The organism is Hylemonella sp. W303a (assembly GCF_046452315.1).
Lineage (GTDB): Bacteria > Pseudomonadota > Gammaproteobacteria > Burkholderiales > Burkholderiaceae_C > Hylemonella.
Window position 1 is genome coordinate 76,669 of the sequence record NZ_JBKFDG010000005.1, and the last position, 26,727, is coordinate 103,395.

Genomic DNA, 26,727 nt, shown 5'->3' on the forward strand with positions numbered 1-26,727 from the left:
GATGGCACGCATCGAACTCGATTTGGCGCATGCCTACCGGCCCAACCCCCGCGAGGACAGTGATTACGCCTTGCTGCCGCTGACCATGGCGTTCGAGGATGGCGGCGCTTACGCCTTGCTCGGCCCTTCGGGTTGCGGCAAGACCACCATGCTCAACATCATGTCGGGGCTGCTGGTGCCCTCGCAGGGGCGGGTGCTCTTCGACGGCCGGGACGTGACCCGGGCCAGCCCGCAGGAGCGCAACATCGCCCAGGTGTTCCAGTTCCCGGTGATCTACGACACCATGACCGTCGCCGAGAACCTGGCCTTCCCGCTGCGCAACCGCGGCGTACCGCGTGAGCAGATCCGACAGCGGGTCGGCGCCATCGCCGAGATGCTGGACCTGAGCGGTCAGCTCAACCGCCGCGCCGCCGGCCTGTCCGCGGACGCCAAGCAAAAGATTTCGCTGGGTCGGGGGCTGGTCCGCCCCGATGTGTCGGCCGTCCTGTTCGATGAGCCGTTGACGGTGATCGACCCGCACCTGAAGTGGCAGCTTCGGCGCAAGCTCAAGCAAATCCACCACGAGCTCAAGCTCACGCTGATCTACGTCACGCATGACCAGGTGGAGGCCTTGACCTTCGCCGACCAAGTGGTGGTGATGACCCGTGGCAAGGCCGTGCAGGTCGGACCGGCGGACGCGCTGTTCGAACGGCCACAGCACACCTTCGTGGGCCATTTCATCGGCTCGCCGGGCATGAACTTCGTCGCCGCCGAGGTGCGCGATGGCCATCTGCTGCTCGCGGGCCAGACGCTGCCGCTGCCCGCTGAGCGGGCCCTGCCGCAAGGGCCGGTCAAGCTGGGCATTCGGCCAGAGTACTTGGCCGTGGTCCCCCCCGGGACGGCCGGTGCCTTGCCGGCCCAGGTGCGCCAGGTCCAGGACGTCGGCACGCACCTGATGCTGACGGTCGAGTTGAGCCAGGGGGCTGCGCTCAAGGTACGACTGTCCAACGAAGCGCCGCCTCCGCCCCCGCCTGGCGGAACCCTGTGGGTGCAGCTGCTGGGTGCGCACACCTGCTTTTATGTTCGGGAGGAACTGCTGCCATGAGCGCTGTGACCAAACCGGTGAACCAGCGGGCCTGGTTCCTGATCCTGCCGGTGATCGTGTGCGTGGCCTTCTCGGCCATCCTGCCGCTGATGACGGTGGTGAACTACTCCGTGCAGGACATCATTTCGCCCGAGCGACGCGTCTTCGTGGGAACCGAATGGTTCGCCGCGGTGATGCGCGACCCCGAGTTGCACGAGGCGCTGCTGCGCCAACTGGTGTTCTCGCTGGCTGTGCTGGCGGTTGAGTTGCCGCTGGGCATCGCGCTCGCGCTGGCCATGCCGGCCCAGGGGTGGAAATCCTCGGCCGTGCTGGTGGTGATGGCCTTGTCCCTGCTGATTCCCTGGAACGTCGTGGGCACCATCTGGCAGATCTACGCCCGCGCGGACATTGGGTTGCTGGGGGCGGCGCTCGACTACCTGGGCCTGGACTACAGCTACACCGGCAACCCCACCCATGCCTGGGTCACGGTGCTGGTCATGGACGTCTGGCACTGGACGCCGCTCGTGGCCCTGCTGTGTTTCGCCGGCTTGCGCTCCATCCCCGACGCCTATTACCAGGCGGCCCGCATCGATGGGGCCAGCAAGTTCGCCGTGTTCCGCTACATCCAACTGCCCAAGATGCGCGGCGTGCTGATGATCGCGGTGCTGCTGCGCTTCATGGACAGCTTCATGATCTACACCGAGCCCTTCGTGCTCACCGGCGGCGGGCCGGGCAACGCGACCACCTTTCTCTCGCAGTACCTGACGCAGAAGGCCGTGGGCCAGTTCGACCTGGGGCCGGCGGCGGCGTTCTCGCTGATTTACTTCCTGATCATCTTGTTGCTGTGCTTCATCCTGTACAACTGGATGCAGGGCGTGGGAACTTCGGACAAGCAGGAGGCTGGCCATGCATGAACCCCGCTTGCGCAAGCGCACGCTGTTGCTGATCGCGTATCTGGTGTTCGCGGTGTTGCCCATCTACTGGATGGTCAACATGAGCTTCAAGACCAACGAGGAGATCCTGTCGAGCTTCTCGTTCTTCCCGCAGGACTTCACGCTGGCGAACTACAAGACGATCTTCACCGATCCGTCTTGGTACTCGGGCTACATCAACAGCCTGATCTACGTCTTCATCAACACGGTGATTTCCGTCACCGTGGCGCTGCCCGCGGCTTATGCGTTCTCGCGTTACCAGTTCCTGGGCGACCGGCACGTGTTCTTCTGGTTGCTGACCAACCGCATGACGCCACCGGCAGTGTTCCTGCTGCCTTTCTTCCAGCTTTACACCACGGTGGGACTGATGGACACGCACATCGCTGTAGCGTTGGCGCACCTGTTGTTCAACGTGCCGCTGGCGGTCTGGATCCTGGAGGGCTTCATGAGCGGCATCCCACGCGAGATCGACGAGACGGCCTACATCGATGGCTACAGCTTTCCGCGCTTCTTCCTGACCATCTTCCTGCCGCTCATCAAGGCGGGGGTTGGTGTGGCGGCCTTTTTCTGCTTCATGTTCAGTTGGGTGGAGCTGCTGCTGGCGCGCACGCTGACCAGCGTCAACGCCAAGCCCATCGTGGCGACGATGACGCGCACGGTGTCCGCCTCGGGCATGGACTGGGCCGTGCTGGCGGCGGCTGGCGTGCTGACTATCGTGCCGGGCGCCATCGTGATCTGGTTCGTGCGGCATTACATCGCGAAAGGTTTCGCGATGGGCCGCGTCTGAGCAGAAGAGGGACAAGGCATGAATCCCATATCGCAGCGACGACTCAGGACGCAAAACCCAGGGCACCCGTGGAACCGGCTTTGCCGGGCCACTGGGTGCGTCCCCCGCAGGGGGGGGAGAAGCGCCGCAGGCGCTACAGGGGGGAGCCATGTTTGACTGGATGGCCTGGACCACGCCCGTGGCGGTTTTCTTCGTCTCTATCGTCTTGCTGCTGGTGGGCATGACGGTGTGGGAAATCCGCTCGCCCACGACTCGGCGCCGTGGATTCTTGCCGCTCGCCACCACGCGCGGCGACCGTTTGTTCATCGGCCTGCTGCTGGCAGCCTACGTGAACCTGGGCTTTGTGGGCCTCAGCGGCAAGCTCGCGGAGTGGCTGAATCTTTCGTCGGAGCCTTCGGTGTGGATCAGCTTCGTGCTGTCGATGTTGCTCTTGCTGTGGGTGATGCGAAAGGGGTGATGGTTGTTTTCGTCTGGCGCCCTGCTTCCCCTGCGTCGGACGTGATCGTGAACCTTCAGGGGAAGTGACAACGAGGAGACAGACATGATGAAGACGGGATACACCGCGGTGGCTTTGGCCATCGCCCTCCTGGCCGGTCCGGCCATGGCGGGCGAGGCCGAGGCCAAGAAATGGGTGGACACGGAGTTCCAGCCCTCGACGCTCAACAAGGAGCGTCAGATGGCCGAGATGAAGTGGTTCATCGATGCCGCCAAGAAGCTGCAAGCCAAGGGCGTGAAGGAAATCTCGGTGGTGTCGGAAACCATCACCACCCACGAATACGAATCCAAAACCCTCGCCAAGGCCTTCGAGGAAATCACCGGCATCAAGGTCAAGCATGACCTGATCCAGGAAGGCGACGTGGTCGAAAAGCTGCAGACCTCGATGCAGTCGGGCAAGTCCATCTACGACGGCTGGATCAGCGACTCGGACCTGATCGGCACGCACTACCGCTACGGCAAGGTGATGAACCTCACCGACTACATGGCCGGTGCGGGCAAGGAATACACCAACCCAGGCCTGGACCTCAAGGATTTCATTGGCACCAAGTTCACGACCGCGCCGGACGGCAAGCTCTACCAATTGCCTGACCAGCAGTTCGCCAACCTGTACTGGTTCCGCGCCGACCTGTTCGCGCGCAAGGACCTGCAGGACAAGTTCAAAGCCAAGTACGGCTATGACCTGGGCGTGCCGCTGAATTGGAGCGCCTACGAGGACATCGCCGAGTTCTTCACCAACGACGTGAAGACCATCGACGGCAAGCCCATCTACGGGCACATGGACTACGGCAAGAAGGACCCCAGCCTGGGTTGGCGCTTCACAGACGCTTGGCTCTCCATGGCCGGCACCGCGGACATCGGCGCGCCCAACGGCTTGCCAATTGACGAGTGGGGCATCCGCGTCGCGGCGGACAAGTGCACGCCCGTGGGTGCGTCGGTGTCGCGGGGCGGCGCCACCAACTCGCCGGCCGCCGTGTACGCGCTGACCAAGTACGTGGACTGGATGAAGAAGTACGCGCCCAAGGAAGCCACGGGCATGACCTTTGGCGAAGCTGGCCCGGTCCCCGCGCAAGGCCAGATCGCGCAGCAGATCTTCTGGTACACCGCCTTCACCGCCGACATGACCAAACCTGGGCTGCCCGTGGTGAACGCCGATGGCACGCCCAAGTGGCGCATGGCTCCCGGCCCCAACGGTCCGTACTGGAAGGACGGGATGCAGAACGGTTACCAGGATGTCGGTTCGTGGACCTTCTTCTCGGGCCACGACGCCAACCGCACGGCGGCGGCCTGGCTCTACGCCCAGTTCGTGACAGCCAAGACCGTGTCGCTCAAGAAGACCATGGTGGGCCTGACACCGATCCGCGAGAGCGACATTCAGTCCGCGGCCATGACGCAGGCGGCGCCCAAGCTGGGCGGCCTGGTGGAGTTCTACCGCAGCCCGGCGCGCGTGGCCTGGTCGCCCACCGGCACCAACGTCCCCGACTACCCGAAGTTGGCCCAACTCTGGTGGAAGAACGTGGCCCAGGCCGTGACAGGCGAGAAGACGCCGCAGGCCGCGATGGACACCCTGGCTGAAGAAATGGACCAAGTCATGGCTCGCCTGGAGCGCGCGGGCATGGCGCGCTGCGCGCCCAAGCTCAACCCCAAGGGCGATCCCGCCAAGTGGCTCAGCAGCAATGCCGCGCCCTGGGCCAAGCTGGCGAATGAAAAGCCCACGGGCAAGACCATCAACTACGACAAGCTGCTCCAGGCTTGGAAGGACGGCAAAGTGCGTTGATGCACCCGGTCTGGCGCGCGCACCTTGGGGCGCCAGACCCTCGCCGACGGTCGGCCGGGATCAAAAAGGGGGCTGGAATGAGGGATGATCCGGGTATCTTGGTTCCCAGTATTGTTGTAAAGCTATGAGTGAGTCTGTACTTCCGAATCCCACTTCGCGCCCCCAGTTGTTCGACCGTTTGGCCCAGTCTCCCACCTGGGATCTGGCCGTGATCGGCGGTGGCGCCACCGGTCTGGGCGTGGCGCTTGACGCTGCGGCACGTGGCTATTCGGTCGTGTTGCTGGAGTCGCATGACTTCGCCGGCGGCACATCGTCGCGTTCCACGAAGCTCTTGCACGGGGGGGTGCGCTACCTCGCCCAGGGCAATGTCGCCCTGGTGCGCGAGGCCTTGCACGAGCGCAGCACCGTGCTGGCCAACGCGCCCCATTTGGCGTCACGGTTGTCGTTCATCATGCCGTCCTATGCGTGGTGGCAGACGCCGTTTTATGGCATCGGCCTGAAACTCTATGACCTGCTGGCCGGTCAAGCGGGCTTGGGCCCGACGCGCTTCCTGGGCCGGCGAGACACCCTGGCGGCCTTGCCCCGTCTGCAACCCAGAGGTCTGAGTGGTGGCGTGCAGTACTGGGATGGCCAATTTGACGATGCGCGTCTCGCGCTCGCACTGGCGCGCACGGCGGCGCGCGAGGGTGCTTTGCTGCTCAACTATTGCCCGGTCACTGAGTTGCGGCATGAAGCTGGCCGCTTGACGGGTTTGCAGTGTCGCGACGCCATCGGAGGCGCGGTGTACGAGGTCAAGGCGCGTTGCGTGGTCAACGCCACCGGTGTGTGGGTGGACGACGTGCGCCAGATGGATGGCGGCGGGCAAGGCAAGGCGGTGACGCCCATGGTGTCGCCCAGCCAGGGTGTGCATGTGGTGGTCGACCGGTCCTTCCTGTCTGGTGATCATGCTCTGTTGGTGCCCAAGACCGCCGACGGTCGTGTGCTTTTCGCGGTGCCCTGGCAGGGCAAACTGGTGCTCGGCACCACGGACACGCCTCGGCGCGATCTGCCTCGTGAGCCCCGGCCCTTGCGCTCTGAACTTGATTTCATCCTGGGCGAAGCGGCGCGTTACCTCGTGCGTCCGCCCAAGCCCGCCGACGTGCTGAGCATTTGGGTAGGGTTGCGGCCGCTGGTGCGTCCGGTGGGCGATGATTCGAACACCGGTAGCCTGAGTCGCGAACATACGGTGCTGCAGGCCAGCAGCGGTTTGGTGACGGTGACAGGCGGCAAGTGGACCACCTACCGCGCCATGGCCGAGGACGTGCTGGCGCGTTGCGTGACCTCGGGCGTGCTGCCGCGTCGCAACGAAGGGATGAGCGCAGACTTGCGTTTGGTGGGCGCGCCGGCTTTGCAGGCGTCACTGGGTCCGGGGATGGCTGCGGCGCCCGGCCCGCACCTCTATGGTGCGGAAGCTGCTGCTCTGGCCGCGTTACCGGGCGCAGGAAATGAACTCGCGCCGGGCTTGACCGAGGCCATGGTGCGGTTCGCTGCGCGGTATGAGTATGCACTGACGGTCGAGGACGTCTTGGCGCGGCGGTCGCGCCTGCTGTTTCTGGACGCGGAGCTGGCGGGGCGCGTGGCGCCTCGCGTGGCCCAAATCCTCACGGAGGAAACCGGGGGGGATCCGCAGTTGGCCGGCTTCGAAGCCTTGGCGCGCAGTTACCGCGACTGGCCGGTTTGACGGCCGGTGCCAATGCAATGGGCGCAATGGGCGCCGCAGGCGCTCGTGTTCAATCCTCGGCAGCCGACCTGCGTGGCGTAGGTTGACGACGGTTTAGCGTCAACTGCTGGGCGGTGTTTGACGCTGCCTCAAATCTCGTGCATAATAGCCGGCTCTGCCTGATTTTTCAGGTGGACTTCCCGCCAGACACCTAGATGCGCCGAACTGGTTTTCGGTTAATCGATGGAGTCTGGCATCTGCCCAAACTGAGGCGTTGCGCGTGGTGCGTGGCGTTGACGACGGGCCCAAGACTGTCCGGCAAGGGTTGACGCATTTCGCGCGGCTCGGTGCTGGTGCAAGTTGGGAATATTGAAATGATCCAGACAGAATCTCGGTTGGAAGTTGCCGACAACACCGGCGCGAAGTCCGTTTTGTGCATCAAGGTGCTCGGCGGTTCCAAGCGTCGCTACGCCAGTGTCGGCGACATCATCAAGGTGAGCATCAAGGAAGCTGCTCCGCGTGGCCGCGTCAAGAAGGGCGAGGTTTACAGCGCGGTTGTGGTTCGTACCGCCAAGGGCATCCGCCGTGGCGACGGCTCGCTCGTGAAGTTCGACGGCAATGCCGCCGTGCTGCTCAACAACAAGTTGGAGCCCATTGGCACCCGCATCTTCGGCCCGGTCACGCGCGAACTGCGCACCGAGCGCTTCATGAAGATCGTGTCCCTGGCGCCCGAAGTTCTCTGAAGGACTCGTCATGAACAAGATTCGCAAAGGCGACGAAGTCATCGTCCTGGCTGGGCGTGACAAGGGCAAGCGTGGCAAGGTCGCGCTGCGCAAGGACGACAGCCATGTCGTGGTCGAGGGCGTGAACCTGGTGAAAAAGCACACCAAGCCCAACCCCGTCAAGGGCACGACTGGTGGCATCGTTGAGAAATCCATGCCGATCCATCAATCCAACGTGGCGATCTTCAATGCCGCGACGGGCAAGGCTGACCGCGTGGGCATCAAGTTGCTGGCCGATGGCAAGCGCGTGCGTGTCTACAAGTCCAGCGGCGAAGAAATCAAGGTCGCCTAAAGGTACTCATCATGGCTCGTTTCCAAGAAATCTACCGCGAGAAGGTTGTTCCCGAACTGACCAAGAAGTTCGGCTACAAGTCGCCCATGGAGGTGCCGCGCCTGACCAAGATCACCCTGAACATGGGTGTGTCCGAAGCTGTCGCTGACAAGAAGGTGATGGACAACGCAGTTGGTGATCTGACCAAGATCGCCGGCCAGAAGCCCGTCGTGACCAAGGCCAAGAAGGCCATCGCTGGCTTCAAGATCCGCGAAGGTCAGGCCATCGGTTGCATGGTCACCCTGCGCGGTGTGCAGATGTATGAATTCCTGGATCGTTTCGTCACCGTGGCTCTGCCGCGCGTGCGTGACTTCCGTGGTATCTCTGGTCGTGCCTTCGATGGTCGCGGCAACTACAACATCGGCGTCAAAGAGCAGATCATCTTCCCTGAAATCGAATACGACAAGGTGGATGCCCTGCGTGGTCTGAACATCAGCATCACGACGACGGCCAAGACCGATGAGGAGTGCAAGGCGCTGCTCGCTGGTTTCAAATTCCCCTTCAAGAACTGAGGTGACCCGTGGCTAAAACAGCTTTGATCGAGCGCGAAATCAAGCGCGAAAAACTGGTCGCCAAGTACGCCAAGAAGTACGCGGAACTCAAGGCCATCGCTTCTGATTCCAAGAAGAGCGATGAAGAACGCGCTGCCGCACGCCTGGATCTGCAGAAGCTGCCGCGCAATGCCAACCCGACGCGTCAGCGCAACCGTTGCGAAATCACCGGTCGTCCGCGTGGCACGTTCCGTCAGTTTGGGCTGGCCCGCGCCAAGATCCGTGAAATGGCCTTCGCCGGTGAAATCCCTGGCGTGACCAAGGCGAGCTGGTAAGCAGGAGATTCAAGATGAGCATGAGTGATCCCATCGCCGACCTGCTGACGCGCATTCGCAATGCGCAGATGGTCGCCAAGACCACCGTGTCGGTGCCCTCTTCCAAGGTGAAGGTGGCCATCGCCCAGGTGTTGAAGGACGAAGGCTACATCGACGGCTTCCAAGTGAAGTCCATCGATGGCAAGTCCGAGCTTGAAATCGCGCTGAAGTACTACGCCGGTCGCCCGGTGATTGAGCGTATCGAGCGCGTGAGCCGTCCCGGCCTGCGCGTGTACAAAGGCCGTGACGCCATTCCTCAGGTCCAAAACGGCCTGGGCGTGGCCATCGTGACCACCCCCAAGGGTGTCATGACCGATCGCAAGGCGCGCGCCTCCGGTGTCGGTGGCGAAGTGCTGTGCTACGTGGCCTGATGTCGAGGAGTCACTGAAATGTCGCGTATCGGAAAAATGCCCATCGCCGTTCCCAACGGCGTGGAAGTCTCCATCAAGGCCGACCAAATCAACGTCAAGGGTTCTGGCGGCACGTTGTCGCTGGCACCGTCCGCGCTGGTGAAGGTGAGCAACGAAGGCGGTAAGCTCAGCTTCACGCCCGTTGACGACAGCCGTGAAGCCAACGCCATGAGCGGCACCTTGCGTCAGCTGGTGAACAACATGGTGCTGGGCGTCAGCAAGGGTTTTGAAAAGAAATTGACCCTGATTGGTGTGGGCTACAAGGCCCAGGCGCAGGGTGCCAAGCTGAATCTGTCGGTGGGCTTCTCGCATCCTGTGGATGTCCAGATGCCCCAAGGTATCACCGTGGCCACGCCGGCCCCGACCGAAATCATCATCAAGGGTGCTGATCGTCAGCGCGTTGGCCAGGTTGCCGCCGAAATCCGTGCGATCCGCCCGCCCGAGCCGTACAAGGGCAAGGGTATCCGTTATGCGGATGAGACGGTGGTGATCAAGGAAACCAAGAAGAAGTAAGGCTCAAAAGGATACTCATCATGATGACCAAAAAAGAGCAGCGTCTTCGTCGGGCGCGTCAGACCCGGATTCGCATTGCACAGCAAGGCGTGGCCCGTCTGACAGTGAATCGCACCAACTTGCACATTTACGCCAGCGTGATTTCGGAAGACGGTGCCAAGGTGCTGGCCTCCGCTTCCACCGCCGAGGCCGATGTGCGCAAGTCCCTGGGTGGCGCAGGCAAGGGCGGCAACGCCGCTGCCGCGCAACTGATCGGCAAGCGCATCGCCGAGAAAGCCAAGAAGGCAGGCGTCGAGAAGGTCGCCTTTGACCGTTCTGGCTTCGCATACCACGGTCGCGTCAAGGCGCTGGCGGATGCCGCGCGTGAAGCGGGCTTGCAGTTCTAAGCAGATCGGAAGCAAACATGGCTAAGGTTCAAGCAAAAATGCAGGGCAAAGGGGCCGAGGGTCCCGAGGACGGTCTGCGCGAGAAGATGATCGCGGTCAACCGTGTGACCAAAGTGGTCAAGGGTGGCCGTATTCTGGGCTTCGCCGCGTTGACCGTGGTGGGCGATGGCGATGGCCGCGTTGGCATGGGCAAGGGCAAATCCAAGGAAGTGCCTGCCGCCGTGCAAAAGGCCATGGAAGAAGCCCGTCGCAACATGCTCAAGGTGTCCCTGAAGAACGGCACGCTGCATCACAAGGTGATGGGCCGCCACGGTGCCGCCTCCGTGATGATGGCGCCGGCTCCCAAGGGTACCGGCATCATCGCTGGTGGCCCGATGCGCGCCATCTTCGAGGTGATGGGCATCACCGACATCGTGGCCAAGAGCCATGGCTCGACCAATCCCTACAACATGGTGCGCGCCACGCTGGATGCGCTGAACAACAGCAGCACGCCGGCCGAAGTAGCGGCCAAGCGCGGTAAGACAGTTGAAGAACTGTTCACCGCTTGAGCGCACTAGGAGTCTGACATGGCAACTCAACAAACCGTCAAGGTTCAATTGGTCCGCAGCCCCATCGGCACCAAGGAATCGCACCGTGCGACCGTGCGTGGCTTGGGCCTGCGCAAGCTCAACAGCGTGAGCGAGCTGCAGGACACGCCCGCGGTGCGCGGCATGATCAACAAGATCAGCTATCTGGTCAAGGTTCTTTAATCGAAATTTCTAGAGGCCGATGATGGAACTCAACAGCATCAAACCCGCGGCTGGCGCCAAGCACGCCAAGCGTCGCGTTGGCCGTGGCATTGGCTCCGGCCTGGGCAAGACCGCCGGTCGTGGCCACAAGGGTCAGAAGTCGCGTTCTGGCGGCTACCACAAGGTGGGCTTCGAAGGCGGCCAGATGCCCATGCATCGTCGTCTGCCCAAGCGCGGCTTCAAGTCGGCGCTGCTGAAGTACAACGCCGAGATCACGCTGAGCGCTTTGGACAAGTTGGGTGCAGCCAGCGTGGACCTGCTTGCTCTGAAGCAAGCTGGCCTGGTGGGTGAGCTCGCCAAGGTCGTCAAGGTGATCAAGTCTGGTGAAATCAAGAAGGCGGTCAAGCTGAACGGTATCGGCGCGACGGCTGGTGCCAAGGCCGCCATCGAGGCAGCTGGCGGCAGCGTGGCCTGATCGGACGAGCTGATTCAACGGATCGACGGAAGAAAGTAAGCAACAGTGGCTACGAACGCGGCTCAGTTGGCAAAGACCGGCAAGTTCGGCGACCTGCGTCGCCGACTGGTTTTCTTGCTGCTCGCTCTGGTGGTGTACCGCATTGGCGCGCACATCCCGGTGCCCGGCATCAATCCCGATCAGCTGGCCCAGCTCTTCCAGGGACAGCAGGGTGGCATCCTGAGCCTGTTCAACATGTTCTCGGGTGGTGCGCTGTCGCGCTTCACGGTGTTCGCGCTGGGCATCATGCCCTATATCTCCGCGTCCATCATCATGCAGCTGCTGACTTACGTGCTTCCCACCTTTGAGCAATTGAAGAAGGAAGGCGAAGCGGGTCGTCGCAAGATCACTCAGTACACACGTTACGCGACGCTGGGTCTGGCTGTGTTCCAGTCCCTGGGTATCGCAATCGCTCTGGAAAGTTCTCCAGGCTTGGTGATCGATCCTGGCATGGGTTTCCGTTTCACGGCGGTCGTCACCCTGACGGCGGGCACCATGTTCCTGATGTGGCTGGGTGAGCAGATCACTGAGCGTGGTCTGGGCAACGGTATCTCGATCCTGATTTTTGGCGGCATCGCCGCCGGACTGCCCGGCGCCATTGGCGGTTTGTTGGAACTGGTACGCACCGGTTCGATGAGCATCATCGCGGCGCTCTTCATCGTGGCGTTGGTGATTCTCGTCACGTGGTTCGTTGTGTTCGTGGAGCGTGGCCAGCGCAAGATCTTGGTGAACTACGCCCGCCGTCAAGTTGGCAACAAGGTCTACGGCGGTCAATCCTCGCATCTGCCCTTGAAGCTGAACATGGCCGGCGTGATTCCTCCCATCTTCGCGTCCAGCATCATCCTGCTGCCCGCGACCGTGGTGAGCTGGTTCAGCAGCGGCGACTCCATGCTGTGGCTGAAGGACATTGCAGCCAGCCTCGCTCCGGGACAGCCGGTCTACGTTGCACTGTATGCAGCTGCCATCATCTTCTTCTGCTTCTTCTACACGGCTCTGGTGTTCAACAGCCGTGAGACGGCGGACAACCTGAAAAAGGGCGGCGCGTTCATTCCGGGCATCCGTCCGGGCGACCAGACCGCCAAGTACATTGACAAGATTCTCCTGCGCCTCACCCTGGCTGGAGCGATCTACATCACCTTCGTCTGCCTGCTGCCTGAATTCCTGATCCTGGAATACAACGTGCCCTTCTACTTCGGTGGCACCTCACTGCTGATCCTGGTGGTTGTGACGATGGATTTCATGGCGCAGGTTCAGAACTATCTGATGAGCCAGCAGTACGAGTCTCTGTTGAAGAAAGCCAATTTCAAGCCCACGCTGGGTGCATGAGAATGCGAGATGGCGAAGGACGATGTAATTCAGATGCAGGGCGAGGTGGTGGAAAACCTGCCGAACGCGACGTTTCGCGTCAAGCTGGAAAACGGCCACATCGTGTTGGGACATATCTCTGGAAAGATGCGGATGCACTACATCCGCATCCTTCCCGGTGACAAGGTAACGGTCGAGTTGACGCCTTACGACTTGACGAGAGCGCGGATCGTGTTCCGCGCCAAATGACGTGAATCGCAAGGCGTAGGCACAGTAGTTTTAGGAGAGCATCATGAGAGTTTCGGCTTCGGTCAAGAAAATTTGCCGCAACTGCAAAATCATCCGTCGCAACGGCGTGGTGCGCGTGATCTGCACGGATCCGCGCCACAAGCAGCGCCAAGGCTGATCGCAAGAGTTTAAGAGGACGAAAATGGCACGTATCGCTGGCATCAACATTCCGCCGCATCAGCATACCGAGATTGGCCTGACCGCCATCTTTGGTATCGGTCGCACCCGCGCCCGCAAGATCTGCGTGGCTTGCGGCATTCCTTTTTCCAAGAAGGTGAAGGACCTGACCGACGCCGATCAGGAAAAAATCCGCGACCAGATTGCCCAGTTCACGATCGAAGGTGACCTGCGCCGCGAAACCACGATGAACATCAAGCGCTTGATGGACATCGGCTGCTACCGCGGCATGCGCCATCGCCGTGGCCTGCCCATGCGCGGTCAGCGCACGCGCACCAACGCCCGCACTCGCAAGGGTCCGCGCAAGGGCGCCGCTGCACTGAAGAAATAAACCGGCATTGAAAGAACACCATGGCTAAAGCTCCCGCCAATACCGCTGCGCAACGCGTGCGCAAGAAGGTTCGCAAGAACGTGGCTGACGGTATCGCCCACGTTCACGCCTCCTTCAACAACACCATCATCACGATCACGGATCGTCAAGGCAATGCCTTGTCCTGGGCCTCTTCCGGTGGTCAAGGTTTCAAGGGCTCCCGCAAGTCCACGCCTTTCGCCGCCCAGGTGGCATCTGAAGTGGCAGGGCGTGCAGCGATCGAGCAAGGCATCAAGAATCTGGATGTTGAGATCAAGGGCCCTGGTCCTGGTCGTGAGTCCTCGGTGCGCGCTCTCGCCGCGCTGGGCATTCGCATCAACTTGATTTCGGACGTGACCCCCATGCCGCACAACGGCTGCCGTCCGCAAAAGCGTCGTCGCATCTGATTGGTTCTCAGGTCCGCAAGGTCCTGCGCATCTTTTTTAACCAAGCCCACCGCCACCCGCGTCATGCGTTGGTGGCTCCCGTAGCTCAAGGCTGCGGAAGTTGAAGAAAAGGAAACTCAAGTGGCACGTTATCTCGGCCCCAAGGCAAAACTTTCCCGCCGTGAAGGCACCGACCTCTTCCTGAAGAGCGCACGCCGCTCCATCAGCGACAAGGCCAAATTTGACTCCAAGCCTGGTCAGCATGGCCGCATTTCTGGCGCACGCACGTCCGACTTTGGCCTGCAGCTGCGTGAAAAGCAGAAGGTCAAGCGCATGTACGGCGTGCTGGAGCGCCAGTTCCGTCGTTACTTTGAGCAGGCCTCCCAGCGCAAGGGCAACTCCGGCGCCAACTTGCTGAGCCTGTTGGAATCTCGCCTGGACAACGTTGTCTATCGCATGGGTTTTGGCTCCACCCGCGCCGAGGCGCGCCAGCTGGTGTCGCACAAGGCGATCACCGTGAACGGCCAGGCCGTGAACATTCCGTCCTACATGGTGCAGGCCGGCGATGTGATCGCCGTTCGTGAAAAGTCCAAGAAGCAGAACCGGGTTGTTGAAGCTCTGCAACTCGCACAACAAGTGGGTTTCCCTGCTTGGGTGGAAGTGAACGTGGACAAGGCCGAGGGCGCTTTCAAGAAAGCTCCCGATCGTGATGAATTTGGGTCCGACATCAACGAATCGCTGATCGTTGAGTTGTATTCGCGTTAATCAGCCGAGCATTGAGCAACGTTCCCGCCGGGCGCACGCCCTGCGGGTGCTTCACCAGCCTTACCGGTGTAACGAGCCGGGGGTATTGACAGGAAGTTTTCATGCAAACCAGTCTGCTGAAACCCAAAACCATCAACGTCGAGCAACTTGGTCCGAATCGCGCAAAGGTCGCGTTGGAACCTTTCGAGCGTGGCTACGGGCACACGCTGGGCAACGCGCTGCGCCGCGTTCTGCTGTCCTCGATGCCGGGTTACGCGGCTACCGAAGTCACCATCGCTGGTGTTCTGCACGAGTACTCGTCGATTGACGGCGTGCAGGAGGATGTCGTCAACATCCTTCTCAATCTCAAGGGCGTGGTCTTCAAGCTGCACAACCGCGACGAAGTGACGCTTTCTCTCCGCAAGGACGGCGAAGGTGTTGTCACTGCCGGTGACATTCAGACTCCGCACGACGTGGAAGTCATCAACCCCGAGCATGTCATCGCCACGTTGTCGGCGGGGGGCAAGCTCGACATGCAGATCAAGGTCGAGAAGGGCCGCGGCTATGTGCCGGGCACCATGCGTCGCCACACGGACGAGCAAAGCAAGTCCATCGGTCGCATCGTTCTCGACGCTTCCTATTCGCCCGTCAAGCGTGTGAGCTATGCTGTCGAGAGCGCGCGCGTGGAGCAGCGTACTGACCTGGACAAGCTTGTCATCGAGATCGAGACCAATGGCACCATCACGGCGGAAGATGCCGTGCGCGCCTCGGCCAAGATCCTCGTCGAACAGCTGGCCGTGTTCGCCCAGCTTGATGGCAGCGAGAAGATCTTCGATACCCCCTCGCAGCGCAATGCCGGTCAGTTCGACCCCATCCTGCTGCGTCCGGTCGACGAGCTTGAGCTCACCGTGCGCTCGGCCAACTGCCTGAAGGCCGAGAACATCTACTACATCGGCGACCTGATCCAGCGTTCCGAGAACGAGTTGCTCAAGACGCCCAACCTGGGGCGCAAGTCGCTCAACGAGATCAAGGAAGTTCTGGCTTCGCGCGGCCTGACCCTGGGCATGAAGCTCGAAAACTGGCCGCCGGCCGCGCTCGAGAAGCGTTGATCTAGAATGGCGCCCCTCACCTCGGTGGGGAGCGAACCAAAACTGGCCCTACGGGGCTGGGTGCACCGGGCAGTACCTGACACGGCTGCCCGTTTTATATAAGGAAAGGAAAGCACCATGCGTCACGGACACGGACTCCGCAAACTCAACCGCACCAGCGAGCACCGCCTCGCCATGCTGCGCAACATGATGAACTCGCTCATCGAGCACGAAGTCATCAAGACCACGGTCCCCAAGGCCAAGGAACTGCGTCGCGTTGTCGAGCCCATGATCACCCTGGCCAAGGAAGCCACGGTGGCCAACCGCCGTCTGGCCTTCGACCGACTGCGCAGCCGCGATAGCGTGGTCAAGCTGTTCGACGAACTGGGTCCGCGCTTCAAGGCACGTCCGGGCGGCTACACGCGCATCCTCAAGATGGGTTTCCGCGTGGGCGACAACGCCCCCATGGCTCTGGTGGAATTGGTCGATCGTCCCGCTGAAGCTGGCGAAGGCAAGGCGGAATAAGTTATAATCTAAGGCTACCGCGCGATGGAGCAGTCTGGTAGCTCGTTGGGCTCATAACCCAAAGGTCGGAGGTTCAAATCCTCCTCGCGCAACCAAACCACTCAAAAAAGGCCACGGCATTCGCCGCGGCCTTTTTTGTTTGCGGATTAAGTGCAAAGTTTGTGATTTTCACGCGCCTTGATTCGCCAGTACATAATGGCTTCAATCGAGCTCGGGGCAATGCTGGGGAGCGGCAAGCGCATAAAAGGCAAGAAGACTGACAGACCGGAGCCCGCGCATCCTTTCCTTCCCGCATTGATTTAGGGGGCAGTGCTGCCAGGTCCTGGCGCAAGCACTCGGAATCGTCATGGGGGATATCCATGCGCGTGTCGGTACTCGTCAGCTTGAGCATGGGTTTGGTGATTGCCACCAGCGCCGTGCTGGTCGGGCGTGCAGTCATTCCTCAACTTCAGCAGCATGAGCATGCGCTCAAGGCGAGAGAGGTTGCACGGCTCATGGACCTCGCGTTGCGCACGACGGTTCATATCTCCAAGGAGCGCGGCCCTAGCAATGCGCTATTGGGCGGTGATGGTTCATCAGCTGCGATGCACGCTGCATTGCGCCAGGCACGCGATGAGACCGATTCGACCTTGTCGATCGCGCAGACTGCTGTGTCCAATGTGCGGCTCATCACGGCAGACGAGGCGGCTCGTCTTACCCAGGCGCTGCGCAATGCGCGGGGCATGCTGACCCAGGCGCGGGAAAACGTCGACGCCTTGCTCGCGAAGCAGCGGGGTGCTCGGGGCGACGCCGAGGTCCGGCGCGCGGTGACCAGCTTGATCGAGGTGCCGGACAATCTTGAACCCGGCATTGCCGAGGTTGAGATGCTGGTCAGTGTCTCCGATCCTCTGCTCTTCCAATGGACCGCCATCGCTCGACTGTCCACTGCGCTGTACGACTACGCAGGGCAGATGTCCTCGGTGTTCACCGCCGCGTTCGCGGGCAACCGCCCGCTCTTACCCCAGGAAATGGCGCGCATTCATTACCTTCGGGGTGCGATTGAATCGTTGCGGCGTGAGTTGATCTCGCAACGGGATCGAGTGATGGAACAAGGTGGGGTCGAAGCAGAGAGCTTTCGGGCCGCGGTGCGCAAGGTGGAGGAACTGTTCATGCAGGACGGCATGAACCTGCTGCGCGAATTGGAAACCGCAGGACGCACCAGTGGCAACTACGGGATGAGCGCGGTCAAGCTCTCCAGCGAGTACGGCCCCTCCCTCGATGCGATCGCCGAGCTTGGGAACATCGCCATCCAGGGTGTCCAGTCGCGCATTGACGCCCTGGATGCACGCAATCTCAGGGAACTGCTGCTGACAGAAGCACTGGCGGCCATCGCGATTTTGCTGCTCCTGGGCATCTACGGGCTGATGCGTGTGCGCCTGTCCAAGCCGTTGGCCCAAGTCACCATGGCCTTGGAACAGATCGCCCGAGGTGATCAGCAGGTGCGTCTACCGCTAGCTCGCTGGCGAGACGAAATTGGTCAGGTGATCGGCGCGCTTGGTAGCTTGCAAGCGTCGACGCAGGCGCGTCTCGTCGCCGAGCAGGAAATCAAGAATGCCAAGGAGGAGCAGGACGCCATTCTCAACGCCGCGGACATTGGCATCGTACTCGTGAAAAATCGCACCGTCGTGCGTTGCAGCGCGGGCATGGAGCGTATCTTCAGGGTGGAGCCTGGGGGCATGCTGGGGCATCCAACCCGAGAGTGGTACGTCAATGAAGAGGACTATCAAGAGGTCGGGCGAGCGTTGTACACCGAGCTCGTCGAGGATGGGCAAAACCGCGCTGCGCAAACCTTGCTTCGCCGAGAACTCATCTTGCTTCGACGCGACGGCAGCCGTTTCGATGCTGTACTGCGCGGGCGGGCGATCGATCCGAGCAATCTAGATAGAGGAAGTGTCTGGGTGATCGCGGACATCACCGAGCGCAAGCGCATGGAGGGCGAACTGCGCGTCGCGCGCGACCGCGCGCAGGATGCGGCCCAGGCCAAGAGTGATTTCCTTGCGAACATGTCTCATGAAATTCGCACGCCGATGAACGCCATCATCGGCTTGAGCCACTTGATGCTCAAGACGGAACTCAGCCAGCGGCAGCACGACTACCTGCGCAAGATTCAGCAGGCGGGGCAGCACTTGTTGGGGGTCATCAACGACATCCTTGATATATCGAAGATCGAGGCGGGCAAGCTTGTCATCGAGCATGTGGAGTTCCAGCTTGAGAAAGCCTTGAGCAACATGGCCAACCTGATCGCCGAAAAAGCCCATGCCAAGGGCTTGGAACTGATCTTCGACATTGCGCCCGACGTTCCGCAGCGCCTCGTGGGTGATTCACTGCGCCTGGTCCAAATCCTGATCAATTACGCCAACAACGCCGTCAAATTCACGGAGCGGGGGGAAGTCACCATTCAGATGCGCGTGCGCGAGCGCACCGAGCATGATGTGTTGCTGTACTGCGCCGTGCATGACACGGGCATCGGGCTCACTGTCGAGCAGCAAAGTCGTCTCTTCCAAAGCTTCCAGCAGGCGGACAACTCCACGACGCGCGAATATGGTGGCACTGGCCTGGGATTGTCCATTTCACGTGAGTTGGCTGAGCGCATGGGCGGCACGGTCGGTGTCAGCAGCCAACTGGGGCGGGGCAGCACCTTCTGGTTCACCGCGAGACTGGGCATAGGCCAAGGCGGCATGCGCGAGTTGAGGCCCCGCGGGGATCTCCGCGGTCGCGCGGTGCTCGTGGTGGATGACAACAAGGCCGCCTGCTTCGTGCTCAAGGAGATGTTGGAAAGCATGAGCTTCTCGGTGACGACCGTCTCCAACGGCGCCGATGCAATTGACGCCTTGCGCAAGCGCAGTGGACAGCCTGACGCGTACGCGGTCGTTTTTCTGGATTGGAAAATGCCGGGCATGGATGGCGCCGAGACCGCTCGTCGCATCCGTGCCTTGGAACTGCCGGACGAGCCCAAGATTGCGATGGTCACGGCCTTTGGCCGGGAGGAAGTGCTGCACCAGATCCAGGACTCGGGCGTCGCAGACGTGCTGATCAAACCCGTGAATCCTTCAGTGCTGTTTGATACGACCGTGCGCTTGCTGGATGACGCAGCCGCGCGTGAACCTATTGTTCCCCTGGTGGAGGGGGCTCCCTCGGCGTTGGAGCAGCGTTTGGTCTCTTTGCGCGGCGCCCGCTTGCTGGTGGTGGAAGACAACGAAATCAACCAGGAGGTCGCCCAGGAGTTATTGATCGGCGCGGGCTTCTTGGTGGACATCGCCGACAACGGCAAAATCGCAATCGAGAAAATTACCAAAGGAACACCCCGCTTCGACCTGGTCCTGATGGACATGCAGATGCCTGTGATGGACGGTGTCACCGCCACCCGGGAATTGCGCAAGACTCTGTCGCCCGCGGAACTGCCCATCGTGGCGATGACCGCCAATGCCATGCAGCACGACCGGGACCTTTGCCTGGCTGCGGGCATGCAGGACTTTGTCGCCAAACCGATCGAGCCCGATGAACTCTGGCGCGCCTTGCTGGATTGGTTGCCAGCCCGAGCCACGACATCCAATACGGTGCTCGACCCGCAATCATCGTCGGGCAATGATCAAAGTGCATCGGCCTCACCAGCCGCCACAGTGTCCCTGCATCGACCGTCACCCCCGAAGCCGTCTGACGCAGCCACTGCCGCTGCCGAATCCGCCGCGCTCCTGAAGCTGGCCGACGTCGAGGGGCTGGACACGACAACGGGACTCAGGCGCATGATGCAGCGGGCAGACCGCTACATGTCTTTGTTGCGCAAGTACCTTGAAGGACAAAATGATCAGTTCGTCGCGTTGACGCAAGCACTGGACGCCCAAGACAAGGAAACGGCGATGCGCATCGCGCACACGCTCAAAGGGGTGTCAGGCAACGTCGGCGCCACCCAAGTGCAAGCCGCCGCGGCGACGCTGGAGCGGGCTTTGCATGAGCAAGCTGGAGACGACGTGCTCCGGACGCACGTCGCTGGGCTATCAGCGGTGCTGCTGCCTCTGCTGAAGAGCTTGCGGGAACACCTGCCGCCAGAACCTGAGACCCTCAGGCCCCAAACGCCGGTGGACCCGAGCAGGTTGCGCGAGGTGGCGGCGCAGTTGCGTGAACTCCTCTCGGCGATGGATTCCGAGGCGATGGACCTCGCGCAGCGTGAGGCAGATCTGCTGGCCAGCGCGCTGGGCCACAACTTCAAGGCTTGGGAGGCCGCGTTGAAGGCCTATGACTTCGACGCCGCCTTGCAGCAACTCGACCTGTTCTTGTTGACCCGAGGAGAGACGTCATGACATCGACCGCGACGAGAACGACATCCGATGGCCCCAAGGCAAGCGCCGCATCGGGAGGGCACTTCGATCAAGCGATGCAAAAAAGGACGATCTTGGTCGTGGACGACACGGCGGACAACCTGTCCTTGCTCGCCGACCTGCTCAAAGACTTCTACCGTGTGAGATTGGCCAACAGTGGAGAAAAGGCGCTGACAGCGCTGGCCAGTGGGGACGAACTGCCGGACCTGATCTTGCTGGATGTGGTGATGCCTGGCCTGTCTGGCTACGAAGTTTGCGAACGCCTCAAGTCCAACGTGCGGACGCAGGCGATTCCGGTCATTTTCCTCACGGGCATGAGCAGCGAGGAGGATGAAAGCAAGGGCTTGGCCCTGGGCGCGGCGGATTACATCGCCAAGCCGGTCAGTCCACCCATCCTGCTGGCGCGGGTGCAGACACAGTTATTGGTGCGCGATGCGCTGGGGCTGCTCGAAGCCCAAAACATCCAGCTGGGTGACCAAGTGCGGCGCACGGGCTTGGCGCTGGGCGAGGCGCGCGCCAAATTGGCGAAACTGGTTGAGATCGGCATCGCGCTCGGTCGTGACACCGATCGCCAAGCCCTGATGAAGCGTGCGCTACTTGGCGCGCGCGATATCGCCAACTGCGAAGCGGTTTCCCTGTTCGTGCGAACGCCTGCCAACACGCTGCGCATGGCGTACAGCACGCACGAGCGGATGGCCGCTGGCAGCATGGAGCTGCCCCTGGAAGCGCCAAAGTCCGGGGAGGGGGCCGATGCGCGTGACCGGATCGCTCAGCGCGTCGCCCGAACCGGAGCGACCGTGGTCATCAACGATGCACGTGTCTCGTCCGCGAACGGTCTCGATCTGGACCCTCTGCGGCGTCTGGCAGAAGCGGCAGGCATTTCGCCCTTGTCCGTGCTCGGGGTGCCGCTCAAGCCACGCGACGGCAAGGTGATCGGCGTCATCCTGATGATCAATGCCCAGGATTCGCGCACGGGGGCCATCTGTCCCTTCGATCCGGAGATCATCGGTTTCACCGAGGCATTGGCCGCTGAAACCGCCATGGCGCTCGAAAACCATGAGTTGCTGGACGCCCAAAGGAACCTGACCGATTCGATGATCCGCATGCTGGCGGGCGCCATCGACACCAAGAGCCCCTACACCGGAGGCCACTGCGCGCGCGTGCCCGAATTGGCGTTCATGCTCGCCGAAGAGGCGGAGCGCGTGCGCGAAGGGCCTCTGGCCGACTTCGCTTTCAAGACGGAGCAGGAGTGGCGCGAGTTTCGCATTGGCGCCTGGTTGCACGATTGCGGCAAGGTCACGACGCCCGAGTACGTGGTCGACAAGGCGACCAAGCTGGAGACCATCGTCAACCGCATCCACGAAATACGAACCCGATTTGAAGTGTTGCTGCGCGACGCCAAGGTGCGTGAGCTGGAGACCGTGCTCGCCGGGGGCTCGGCCGCGCAGGCTCGCGCTGATTTCGAGCGCCGCCAGGCCCAATTGCACGAGGACTTCGCTTTCGTGGCCGAGTGCAATCTTGGGGGGGAGAGCATGGACGAGGCGCATGTCACCCGTTTGCGTGCCATCGCCCAGGAAACCTGGCTGCGCCACTTCGACGACCGACTCGGGCTGTCACATGAAGAGCTAAGGCTGCACGAAAAAACACCACGCGCCGGTCTGCCCGCCCGGGAGAACCTGTTGGCCGACCAGCCCTACCACTTGATCGACCGACACAAGACCGACGACGGGGGCGATTTCAAGCTCAAGCCGCCACGCTACCTCTACAACCGGGGTGAGCTTTACAACCTTTCTATCCAGCGTGGCACCCTCAACGCGGAAGAACGTTTCAAGATCAACGAGCACATCATCCAGACGATCCGCATGCTGGAGAGCATGCCCCTGCCCGACGACCTCAAGCGCGTGCCCGAATACGCGGGCACGCACCACGAGACCTTGACCGGGTCGGGTTATCCGCGTGGACTGACGGCGGCGCAGCTGTCGATCCCAGCCCGCATCATGGCCATCGCTGACATCTTCGAGGCCTTGACCGCGCGGGATCGCCCCTACCAGAAGGCCAAGTCACTGTCGACGGCGGTCCAGATCCTGCACCAGTTCAAGACCCGAGGGCACATCGACCCCGTGCTGTTCGACTTGTTCCTGAGCTCGGGCATCTATCTGACCTATGCCCGCCGCTACATGGACCCCGCGCAGATCGACACGGTCGAGATCAGCAAGTACCTGGGCTGATCAAACCCCAGAGGCTGGGCGTTGGCCGCCGGAGCGCGCTGAGGTTCTGTGTCGGTCTACCGCCAAGCGTCCGGTTCAAGGTCTGGACTCAAGAGTTCATCCCGCGCGCTCGATGCGCCAGCGCTGCCAACGCAAACCGAGCAAGGTACCTGCGACGATGCCGGCCACGGCCAGAAAGCTGCCCAGCGACAGGGTGGAGACCCCGCTGATGCCTTGCCCGACCGTGCAACCCAGCGCGACCACGCCGCCAACGCCCATCAGCACGCCGCCCAGCAGGTGATGGCCCAGGTCTTCGACGCCCTGAAAGCCTTCCCAGCGGAACTCCCGCGTCACCAGCGCATCGATCAGCGCTCCAATCACCACGCCCACGGTGGCCACGATGCCCAGGGTCAGCACGCGGGACTTGTCGCTGAAGAACTGAATCCATTCAAAAGCGTAGGCCACGGGCGCCACCATCGACAAGGACTCCATGCGGCGCGAGTTGGTGGCCAGGAAGGCGGGCTCCAGCGTGTTCGGGTCTTCGGGGACGTAACCCAGGCGCCCCGACACCCACCACACGCCAACGATCACGGCGCCAATGCCCAGTCCGCCGAGCCACGTCTCGCCGGTGCGCCCTTGCGGTTGGCGCACTACCCAAACCAACAGCGCGCAGGCCAGCAAGCCGCCGATCAGTGCTGCCAGGGTCGTTACCGGCAGTCCGGTCGACAGGGTCAGCAGCGAGGGCAGGTCTTGGCCCGCGGGCAGATCAATTCGCACACGGTCAACGGTCTCTACCCGAAGCACCGCGGTCAGGCCACGCAAGGTCGCCGAGGCACTGACAGCCAAGACCAAGAGCACGACCAGCGATTTGAGGTTGCCCCCGCCCAGACGCACCAGGTTGCGGCTGCCGCAGCCCGAGGCCAAGCTCATGCCCAGGCCGAACAGGGCGCCGCCCACGAGGGCGGAGAGCCAGAGCAGCCGAGGGCTGGCATAGAGCGTATGGCGCGCCTCGACCCAGCCCAGCGCCACCATGGCGTTGAATCCCAGCATCGCGGTCGCGACGGCCAGGGCCCACATGCGGGCGTGTTGCCAGTCGCCCATGGCCACCACGTCCGAGATGGCGCCCAGCGTGCAGAAACGGGTGCGTCGCGCGATGACGCCGAAGACCAGGGCAAGGGCCAGAACGGCCCAAAGCACCTGGCTGTTGAGAGCGCTGATGTCCGAGTCAGTCATGGGCGTTGATTTTCGCGGATTCGCTGTCGCGCTGCCGTCGCGTGAACCTTGGGCCGTCCTGAAACCCTGCGCGGGCCAGGGTGACAGCCTGCAGGCGCTGAACTAGACTCTCCCCCCGAGGTTTGAACACCATGAAACTGATCGACTCCATCGCCGTGCAGGCGGCCGGCATCGCTGGCATCCGGCGCGATATCCACGCCCATCCCGAGCTGAGCTACGAGGAGTTCCGCACGTCGGACTTGGTGGCGGCCAAGCTTGCCGAATGGGGCATTCCGGTGCACCGGGGATTGGGCGGCACGGGCGTGGTGGGCACCGTGCGCAACGGCACATCGTCGCGCGCCATCGGCCTGCGCGCCGACATGGACGCCTTGCCCGTGCAGGAGATCAACGCCTTCGCCCACGCCAGTCGCCACGCGGGCAAGATGCACGCTTGCGGGCACGACGGCCACACGGCCATGCTCTTGGCAGCGGCTCAGCACCTGGCGCAGAACCGCAACTTCGATGGCACGGTCCACCTCATCTTTCAGCCCGCGGAAGAAGGCGGTGCCGGTGCCGACCGCATGATCCGCGAAGGCTTGTTCGAGCAGTTCCCGGTGGATGCCGTCTTTGGCATGCACAACTGGCCTGGCCTTCCGGTCGGCAGTTTTGCGCTCAGCCCGGGTCCGGTGATGGCCTCCACCAACGAATTCAAGATCGTGGTGAAAGGCAAGGGGGGGCACGCAGCCATGGCCTACAACACGGTGGACCCGGTGGTCGTGGCCGCGCAGTTGGTTCAGGCTTTCCAGACCATCATCAGTCGCAACGTCAAGCCCGTCGAAGCAGGCGTGATCTCGGTGACCATGATCCACGCAGGCCACGCCAGCAACGTCATCGCCGACAGCTGCGAGCTGCAAGGCACTGTGCGCACCTTCGAGCCCGAAGTGCTGGATTTGATCGAAGCCCGCATGAAAGTCTGCGCGGACAACACCTGCGCGGCTTTCGGAGCGAGCTGCGATTTCGAGTTCGTGCGCAATTACCCCGCCACCATCAACAGCGAGGCCGAGGTCGCTTTCGCTCGCCGCGTGATGGCCAGCATCGTGGGCGAAGCCAACGTCCTGCGACAGGAGCCGACCATGGGCGCGGAAGACTTCGCCTACATGCTGCGGGCCAAGCCGGGCGCCTACGCTTTCATCGGCAATGGAGAAGGCACGCACCGTGGACACGGCCATGGCGTGGGGCCCTGTACCCTGCACAACCCGAGCTACGACTTCAACGACGACTTGATTCCCTTGGGCGCCACCCTCTGGGTGCGCCTGGTCGAGGAATTCTTGAAGAAGGGTTGAAGCCGGAACCCGTCCCGATCATGGGGCACGGGTATCGAAGATCAACACCTCGGGGTACCCAAGCCTCACAGCGCAAAGCGCGGCTGGATCAGCGGCGCGTCGGCCGCTGTTTTCTGGCCCAGGCCACGGTGGGTCGCGATCTGCAGCAGCCCATCAAAAATCAGGCTGTCGATCAGCTCGAAGCGGGATGCGAGACTGGGCGCCATCTTCCAACCCGCACCGCCCGTCATCACGCACCAGGGGTCGACGCCGCTGTGCGCGCGCACGTGCTGCACCATGCGGTCCATCGCGCCGGCGATGGCAAAGGTGCCCCCGCTGGTCAGCGCGTCGCTGGTGTTGGTGGGGAAGGGGCGCACCTCGCCGGTGGGCACGTGCAGTCCGGCCGTGCCCGACTCCAGCGCGCGCAGCATGATGCCGTGGCCCGGCAGGATGTAGCCGCCCAGGAACTTGCCGCTCGCGTCGATGGCCTCCACCGTCACGGCCGTGCCCACCATGGACAGTACGATGGGGCGGGGTTGCGTCAAGGCACCCGGCAGAGCCCGCATGCGGTGCCAGGCGCCGATCACGGCGACCCAGCGGTCCGGGCCCAGACGCGCTGGGTGGTCATAACCGTTGACCAGACCTGCCTCTTGCGCGCTGGCGATCACCCACTGCGGCGAGACGTCCCACAGCTCTTCCATCTGCGCCTCCACGCGGTGCTTGACCGCGTCGCTGGCGACCACGCAGCCCAGCATGGCTTGGGGCGGTGGCAGACGGCTCCAGGAGGTTTCGGCCAGCTTGTCGATGTGATCCAGGAATTCAGCGCCCTGGGCGAGGGCCCGGGCGCCGGGTCGTGAGGACTCGAACAAGGCCCATTTGAGGCGGGTGTTGCCGACGTCGATGGCGAGAAAGGACATGACGGTGCGGGAGTGCCGGGGCGTTAATACTGCTTCCAGGGCAGGCCCCGGTAGCGCCAGCCGCCCACGCGGCCTCGGTGTCCTTGGGCATCGGCATCGCCTTCGAAGCCTTCCAGGATGTTGTAGGCGACGAAGCCCAGTTCGGTGGCTCGCCGCGCGGCAGCGACAGAACGCACGCCGCTTCGGCACAGCAGCACCAGCTTCTTACCGGGCGCGGCCGCCGCTGCGGCCTGCAGGTCGGCGTCAAAGCCGGGGTTCAAGGCCATGCCAGGCCATTGCTTCCAAGCCAGGCCGATGCCGCCCGGCACATACCCTACCCACTCGCGCTCGGCGTCGCTGCGTACGTCGATCAGTACAGCTTCTCCGCCTTGCACCCAGGCCCAAGCCTGCTCGGGCGAGACATCACCGGCATAACCTTCTGCGGGGGGGCGTGCGTGAGTGTGCGACATGGCGGACGGGGCAAGTCAGTGCGGCAGGGCCCGCCAAGGATAAACGCAAATGCCGACTTTCCGTGTCGGCCCGACCAGAAACGGCCGGAAGTCCGCGCCTGGCTGCGGTCCCTCACGCCAC

The 26,727-nt window shown here is 62.4% G+C and carries 30 protein-coding genes and 1 tRNA gene; 28 read left to right on the forward strand and 3 right to left on the reverse strand.

Translation table 11 applies throughout. The annotated features are described in order from the left end of the window. Position 1: 1 nt before the first annotated feature. The 27 genes from ACLBKS_RS10790 to ACLBKS_RS10920 all read left to right on the forward strand — a co-directional run bounded on the left by ACLBKS_RS10790 (position 2) and on the right by ACLBKS_RS10920 (position 22,727). Positions 2 to 1,084: an ABC transporter ATP-binding protein gene (locus ACLBKS_RS10790; RefSeq protein ID WP_410192817.1), complete on the forward strand. Its 1,083-nt coding sequence runs from the start codon at positions 2 to 4 to the stop codon at positions 1,082 to 1,084. Further along, positions 1,081 to 1,977: a carbohydrate ABC transporter permease gene (locus ACLBKS_RS10795; RefSeq protein ID WP_410192818.1), complete on the forward strand. Its 897-nt coding sequence runs from the start codon at positions 1,081 to 1,083 to the stop codon at positions 1,975 to 1,977. Before ACLBKS_RS10790 ends, ACLBKS_RS10795 begins: the two co-directional genes overlap by 4 nt. Further along, complete coding sequence (locus ACLBKS_RS10800; protein WP_410192819.1) at positions 1,970 to 2,782, forward strand: carbohydrate ABC transporter permease; 813 nt, start codon at positions 1,970 to 1,972, stop codon at positions 2,780 to 2,782. Before ACLBKS_RS10795 ends, ACLBKS_RS10800 begins: the two co-directional genes overlap by 8 nt. Before the next feature lie 148 nt (positions 2,783 to 2,930). Further along, positions 2,931 to 3,239, forward strand: a complete 309-nt coding sequence (locus ACLBKS_RS10805; protein WP_410192820.1) for a DUF2160 domain-containing protein — start codon at positions 2,931 to 2,933, stop codon at positions 3,237 to 3,239. A gap of 87 nt (positions 3,240 to 3,326) precedes the next feature. Beyond that, a complete protein-coding gene (locus tag ACLBKS_RS10810) occupies positions 3,327 to 5,054 on the forward strand; it encodes an ABC transporter substrate-binding protein (RefSeq protein ID WP_410193041.1) in 1,728 nt (575 codons plus the stop codon). Positions 5,055 to 5,178: 124 nt separating this feature from the next. Next, a complete protein-coding gene (locus ACLBKS_RS10815) occupies positions 5,179 to 6,774 on the forward strand; it encodes an FAD-dependent oxidoreductase (RefSeq protein WP_410192821.1) in 1,596 nt (531 codons plus the stop codon). 353 nt (positions 6,775 to 7,127) lie between these two features. After that, a complete protein-coding gene (gene rplN / locus ACLBKS_RS10820) occupies positions 7,128 to 7,496 on the forward strand; it encodes a 50S ribosomal protein L14 (RefSeq protein ID WP_006297881.1) in 369 nt (122 codons plus the stop codon). A 10-nt stretch (positions 7,497 to 7,506) separates the two neighbouring features. Further along, positions 7,507 to 7,827, forward strand: coding sequence for a 50S ribosomal protein L24 (rplX, locus tag ACLBKS_RS10825; protein ID WP_410192822.1), 321 nt, complete (start codon positions 7,507 to 7,509; stop codon positions 7,825 to 7,827). Positions 7,828 to 7,838: 11 nt separating this feature from the next. Next, on the forward strand, positions 7,839 to 8,378 hold the full coding sequence (gene rplE / locus ACLBKS_RS10830; protein WP_006297879.1) for a 50S ribosomal protein L5: 540 nt from the start codon (positions 7,839 to 7,841) through the stop codon (positions 8,376 to 8,378). 8 nt (positions 8,379 to 8,386) lie between these two features. After that, entirely contained in the window at positions 8,387 to 8,692 is a 306-nt protein-coding gene (rpsN, locus tag ACLBKS_RS10835) for a 30S ribosomal protein S14 (protein WP_410192823.1), read from the forward strand. Between the two features lie 14 nt (positions 8,693 to 8,706). Then, a complete protein-coding gene (rpsH, locus tag ACLBKS_RS10840) occupies positions 8,707 to 9,102 on the forward strand; it encodes a 30S ribosomal protein S8 (RefSeq protein ID WP_410192824.1) in 396 nt (131 codons plus the stop codon). Between the two features lie 18 nt (positions 9,103 to 9,120). Continuing rightward, complete coding sequence (rplF, locus tag ACLBKS_RS10845; RefSeq protein ID WP_410192825.1) at positions 9,121 to 9,654, forward strand: 50S ribosomal protein L6; 534 nt, start codon at positions 9,121 to 9,123, stop codon at positions 9,652 to 9,654. A 20-nt stretch (positions 9,655 to 9,674) separates the two neighbouring features. Next, positions 9,675 to 10,040, forward strand: a complete 366-nt coding sequence (rplR, locus tag ACLBKS_RS10850) for a 50S ribosomal protein L18 (protein WP_410192826.1) — start codon at positions 9,675 to 9,677, stop codon at positions 10,038 to 10,040. Positions 10,041 to 10,057: 17 nt separating this feature from the next. Next, entirely contained in the window at positions 10,058 to 10,588 is a 531-nt protein-coding gene (gene rpsE, locus ACLBKS_RS10855) for a 30S ribosomal protein S5 (RefSeq protein ID WP_039853008.1), read from the forward strand. A gap of 18 nt (positions 10,589 to 10,606) precedes the next feature. Then, positions 10,607 to 10,789: a 50S ribosomal protein L30 gene (gene rpmD, locus ACLBKS_RS10860; RefSeq protein WP_006297873.1), complete on the forward strand. Its 183-nt coding sequence runs from the start codon at positions 10,607 to 10,609 to the stop codon at positions 10,787 to 10,789. A gap of 22 nt (positions 10,790 to 10,811) precedes the next feature. Further along, positions 10,812 to 11,243, forward strand: a complete 432-nt coding sequence (gene rplO / locus ACLBKS_RS10865) for a 50S ribosomal protein L15 (protein ID WP_039853045.1) — start codon at positions 10,812 to 10,814, stop codon at positions 11,241 to 11,243. A 45-nt stretch (positions 11,244 to 11,288) separates the two neighbouring features. Continuing rightward, a complete protein-coding gene (secY, locus tag ACLBKS_RS10870) occupies positions 11,289 to 12,608 on the forward strand; it encodes a preprotein translocase subunit SecY (protein WP_410192827.1) in 1,320 nt (439 codons plus the stop codon). A gap of 9 nt (positions 12,609 to 12,617) precedes the next feature. Beyond that, the gene (gene infA / locus ACLBKS_RS10875; RefSeq protein ID WP_006297869.1) at positions 12,618 to 12,836 is read left to right on the forward strand and encodes a translation initiation factor IF-1; all 219 of its coding nucleotides are present in this window, start codon (positions 12,618 to 12,620) and stop codon (positions 12,834 to 12,836) included. 43 nt (positions 12,837 to 12,879) lie between these two features. Continuing rightward, entirely contained in the window at positions 12,880 to 12,993 is a 114-nt protein-coding gene (rpmJ, locus tag ACLBKS_RS10880; protein ID WP_006297867.1) for a 50S ribosomal protein L36, read from the forward strand. 24 nt (positions 12,994 to 13,017) lie between these two features. Beyond that, positions 13,018 to 13,383: a 30S ribosomal protein S13 gene (gene rpsM / locus ACLBKS_RS10885; protein ID WP_006297865.1), complete on the forward strand. Its 366-nt coding sequence runs from the start codon at positions 13,018 to 13,020 to the stop codon at positions 13,381 to 13,383. Positions 13,384 to 13,403: 20 nt separating this feature from the next. Next, positions 13,404 to 13,808: a 30S ribosomal protein S11 gene (rpsK, locus tag ACLBKS_RS10890; protein ID WP_006297863.1), complete on the forward strand. Its 405-nt coding sequence runs from the start codon at positions 13,404 to 13,406 to the stop codon at positions 13,806 to 13,808. A 120-nt stretch (positions 13,809 to 13,928) separates the two neighbouring features. Further along, a complete protein-coding gene (rpsD, locus tag ACLBKS_RS10895; protein WP_006297861.1) occupies positions 13,929 to 14,552 on the forward strand; it encodes a 30S ribosomal protein S4 in 624 nt (207 codons plus the stop codon). A 101-nt stretch (positions 14,553 to 14,653) separates the two neighbouring features. Then, on the forward strand, positions 14,654 to 15,640 hold the full coding sequence (locus ACLBKS_RS10900; protein ID WP_410192828.1) for a DNA-directed RNA polymerase subunit alpha: 987 nt from the start codon (positions 14,654 to 14,656) through the stop codon (positions 15,638 to 15,640). Positions 15,641 to 15,757: 117 nt separating this feature from the next. Beyond that, complete coding sequence (gene rplQ, locus ACLBKS_RS10905; RefSeq protein ID WP_410192829.1) at positions 15,758 to 16,144, forward strand: 50S ribosomal protein L17; 387 nt, start codon at positions 15,758 to 15,760, stop codon at positions 16,142 to 16,144. An 18-nt stretch (positions 16,145 to 16,162) separates the two neighbouring features. Beyond that, positions 16,163 to 16,239: transfer RNA gene (locus ACLBKS_RS10910), tRNA-Met, on the forward strand. Positions 16,240 to 16,503: 264 nt separating this feature from the next. After that, entirely contained in the window at positions 16,504 to 20,481 is a 3,978-nt protein-coding gene (locus tag ACLBKS_RS10915) for a response regulator (RefSeq protein WP_410192830.1), read from the forward strand. Between the two features lie 74 nt (positions 20,482 to 20,555). Further along, complete coding sequence (locus tag ACLBKS_RS10920; RefSeq protein WP_410192831.1) at positions 20,556 to 22,727, forward strand: HD domain-containing phosphohydrolase; 2,172 nt, start codon at positions 20,556 to 20,558, stop codon at positions 22,725 to 22,727. Between the two features lie 96 nt (positions 22,728 to 22,823). Here the strand turns inward: ACLBKS_RS10920 and ACLBKS_RS10925 are convergent, their stop codons facing one another. Further along, positions 22,824 to 23,939, reverse strand: a complete 1,116-nt coding sequence (locus ACLBKS_RS10925; RefSeq protein WP_410192832.1) for a YeeE/YedE family protein — start codon at positions 23,937 to 23,939, stop codon at positions 22,824 to 22,826. A gap of 131 nt (positions 23,940 to 24,070) precedes the next feature. Between ACLBKS_RS10925 and ACLBKS_RS10930 the strand changes: the two genes are divergently transcribed. Further along, positions 24,071 to 25,261 (forward strand): M20 aminoacylase family protein, encoded by a 1,191-nt coding sequence (locus ACLBKS_RS10930; protein ID WP_410192833.1) that lies wholly within the window; start codon positions 24,071 to 24,073, stop codon positions 25,259 to 25,261. A 65-nt stretch (positions 25,262 to 25,326) separates the two neighbouring features. Here ACLBKS_RS10930 and ACLBKS_RS10935 read toward each other — a convergent pair whose 3' ends face one another. Continuing rightward, positions 25,327 to 26,157, reverse strand: a complete 831-nt coding sequence (locus ACLBKS_RS10935; RefSeq protein WP_410192834.1) for a type III pantothenate kinase — start codon at positions 26,155 to 26,157, stop codon at positions 25,327 to 25,329. A 23-nt stretch (positions 26,158 to 26,180) separates the two neighbouring features. Continuing rightward, entirely contained in the window at positions 26,181 to 26,606 is a 426-nt protein-coding gene (locus ACLBKS_RS10940) for a rhodanese-like domain-containing protein (protein ID WP_410192835.1), read from the reverse strand. Positions 26,607 to 26,727: the final 121 nt, after the last annotated feature.

Coding starts and splice junctions, on each gene's coding strand:
- ACLBKS_RS10790 (WP_410192817.1), top strand. CDS start 2: ATGGCACGCATCGAACTCGATTTGGCGCATGCCTACCGGCCCAACCCC.
- ACLBKS_RS10795 (WP_410192818.1), top strand. CDS start 1,081: ATGAGCGCTGTGACCAAACCGGTGAACCAGCGGGCCTGGTTCCTGATC.
- ACLBKS_RS10800 (WP_410192819.1), top strand. CDS start 1,970: ATGCATGAACCCCGCTTGCGCAAGCGCACGCTGTTGCTGATCGCGTAT.
- ACLBKS_RS10805 (WP_410192820.1), top strand. CDS start 2,931: ATGTTTGACTGGATGGCCTGGACCACGCCCGTGGCGGTTTTCTTCGTC.
- ACLBKS_RS10810 (WP_410193041.1), top strand. CDS start 3,327: ATGAAGACGGGATACACCGCGGTGGCTTTGGCCATCGCCCTCCTGGCC.
- ACLBKS_RS10815 (WP_410192821.1), top strand. CDS start 5,179: ATGAGTGAGTCTGTACTTCCGAATCCCACTTCGCGCCCCCAGTTGTTC.
- rplN (WP_006297881.1), top strand. CDS start 7,128: ATGATCCAGACAGAATCTCGGTTGGAAGTTGCCGACAACACCGGCGCG.
- rplX (WP_410192822.1), top strand. CDS start 7,507: ATGAACAAGATTCGCAAAGGCGACGAAGTCATCGTCCTGGCTGGGCGT.
- rplE (WP_006297879.1), top strand. CDS start 7,839: ATGGCTCGTTTCCAAGAAATCTACCGCGAGAAGGTTGTTCCCGAACTG.
- rpsH (WP_410192824.1), top strand. CDS start 8,707: ATGAGCATGAGTGATCCCATCGCCGACCTGCTGACGCGCATTCGCAAT.
- rplF (WP_410192825.1), top strand. CDS start 9,121: ATGTCGCGTATCGGAAAAATGCCCATCGCCGTTCCCAACGGCGTGGAA.
- rplR (WP_410192826.1), top strand. CDS start 9,675: ATGATGACCAAAAAAGAGCAGCGTCTTCGTCGGGCGCGTCAGACCCGG.
- rpsE (WP_039853008.1), top strand. CDS start 10,058: ATGGCTAAGGTTCAAGCAAAAATGCAGGGCAAAGGGGCCGAGGGTCCC.
- rpmD (WP_006297873.1), top strand. CDS start 10,607: ATGGCAACTCAACAAACCGTCAAGGTTCAATTGGTCCGCAGCCCCATC.
- rplO (WP_039853045.1), top strand. CDS start 10,812: ATGGAACTCAACAGCATCAAACCCGCGGCTGGCGCCAAGCACGCCAAG.
- infA (WP_006297869.1), top strand. CDS start 12,618: ATGGCGAAGGACGATGTAATTCAGATGCAGGGCGAGGTGGTGGAAAAC.
- rpmJ (WP_006297867.1), top strand. CDS start 12,880: ATGAGAGTTTCGGCTTCGGTCAAGAAAATTTGCCGCAACTGCAAAATC.
- rpsM (WP_006297865.1), top strand. CDS start 13,018: ATGGCACGTATCGCTGGCATCAACATTCCGCCGCATCAGCATACCGAG.
- rpsK (WP_006297863.1), top strand. CDS start 13,404: ATGGCTAAAGCTCCCGCCAATACCGCTGCGCAACGCGTGCGCAAGAAG.
- ACLBKS_RS10900 (WP_410192828.1), top strand. CDS start 14,654: ATGCAAACCAGTCTGCTGAAACCCAAAACCATCAACGTCGAGCAACTT.
- rplQ (WP_410192829.1), top strand. CDS start 15,758: ATGCGTCACGGACACGGACTCCGCAAACTCAACCGCACCAGCGAGCAC.
- ACLBKS_RS10915 (WP_410192830.1), top strand. CDS start 16,504: ATGCGCGTGTCGGTACTCGTCAGCTTGAGCATGGGTTTGGTGATTGCC.
- ACLBKS_RS10920 (WP_410192831.1), top strand. CDS start 20,556: ATGCAAAAAAGGACGATCTTGGTCGTGGACGACACGGCGGACAACCTG.
- ACLBKS_RS10925 (WP_410192832.1), bottom strand. CDS start 23,939: ATGACTGACTCGGACATCAGCGCTCTCAACAGCCAGGTGCTTTGGGCC.
- ACLBKS_RS10930 (WP_410192833.1), top strand. CDS start 24,071: ATGAAACTGATCGACTCCATCGCCGTGCAGGCGGCCGGCATCGCTGGC.
- ACLBKS_RS10935 (WP_410192834.1), bottom strand. CDS start 26,157: ATGTCCTTTCTCGCCATCGACGTCGGCAACACCCGCCTCAAATGGGCC.
- ACLBKS_RS10940 (WP_410192835.1), bottom strand. CDS start 26,606: ATGTCGCACACTCACGCACGCCCCCCCGCAGAAGGTTATGCCGGTGAT.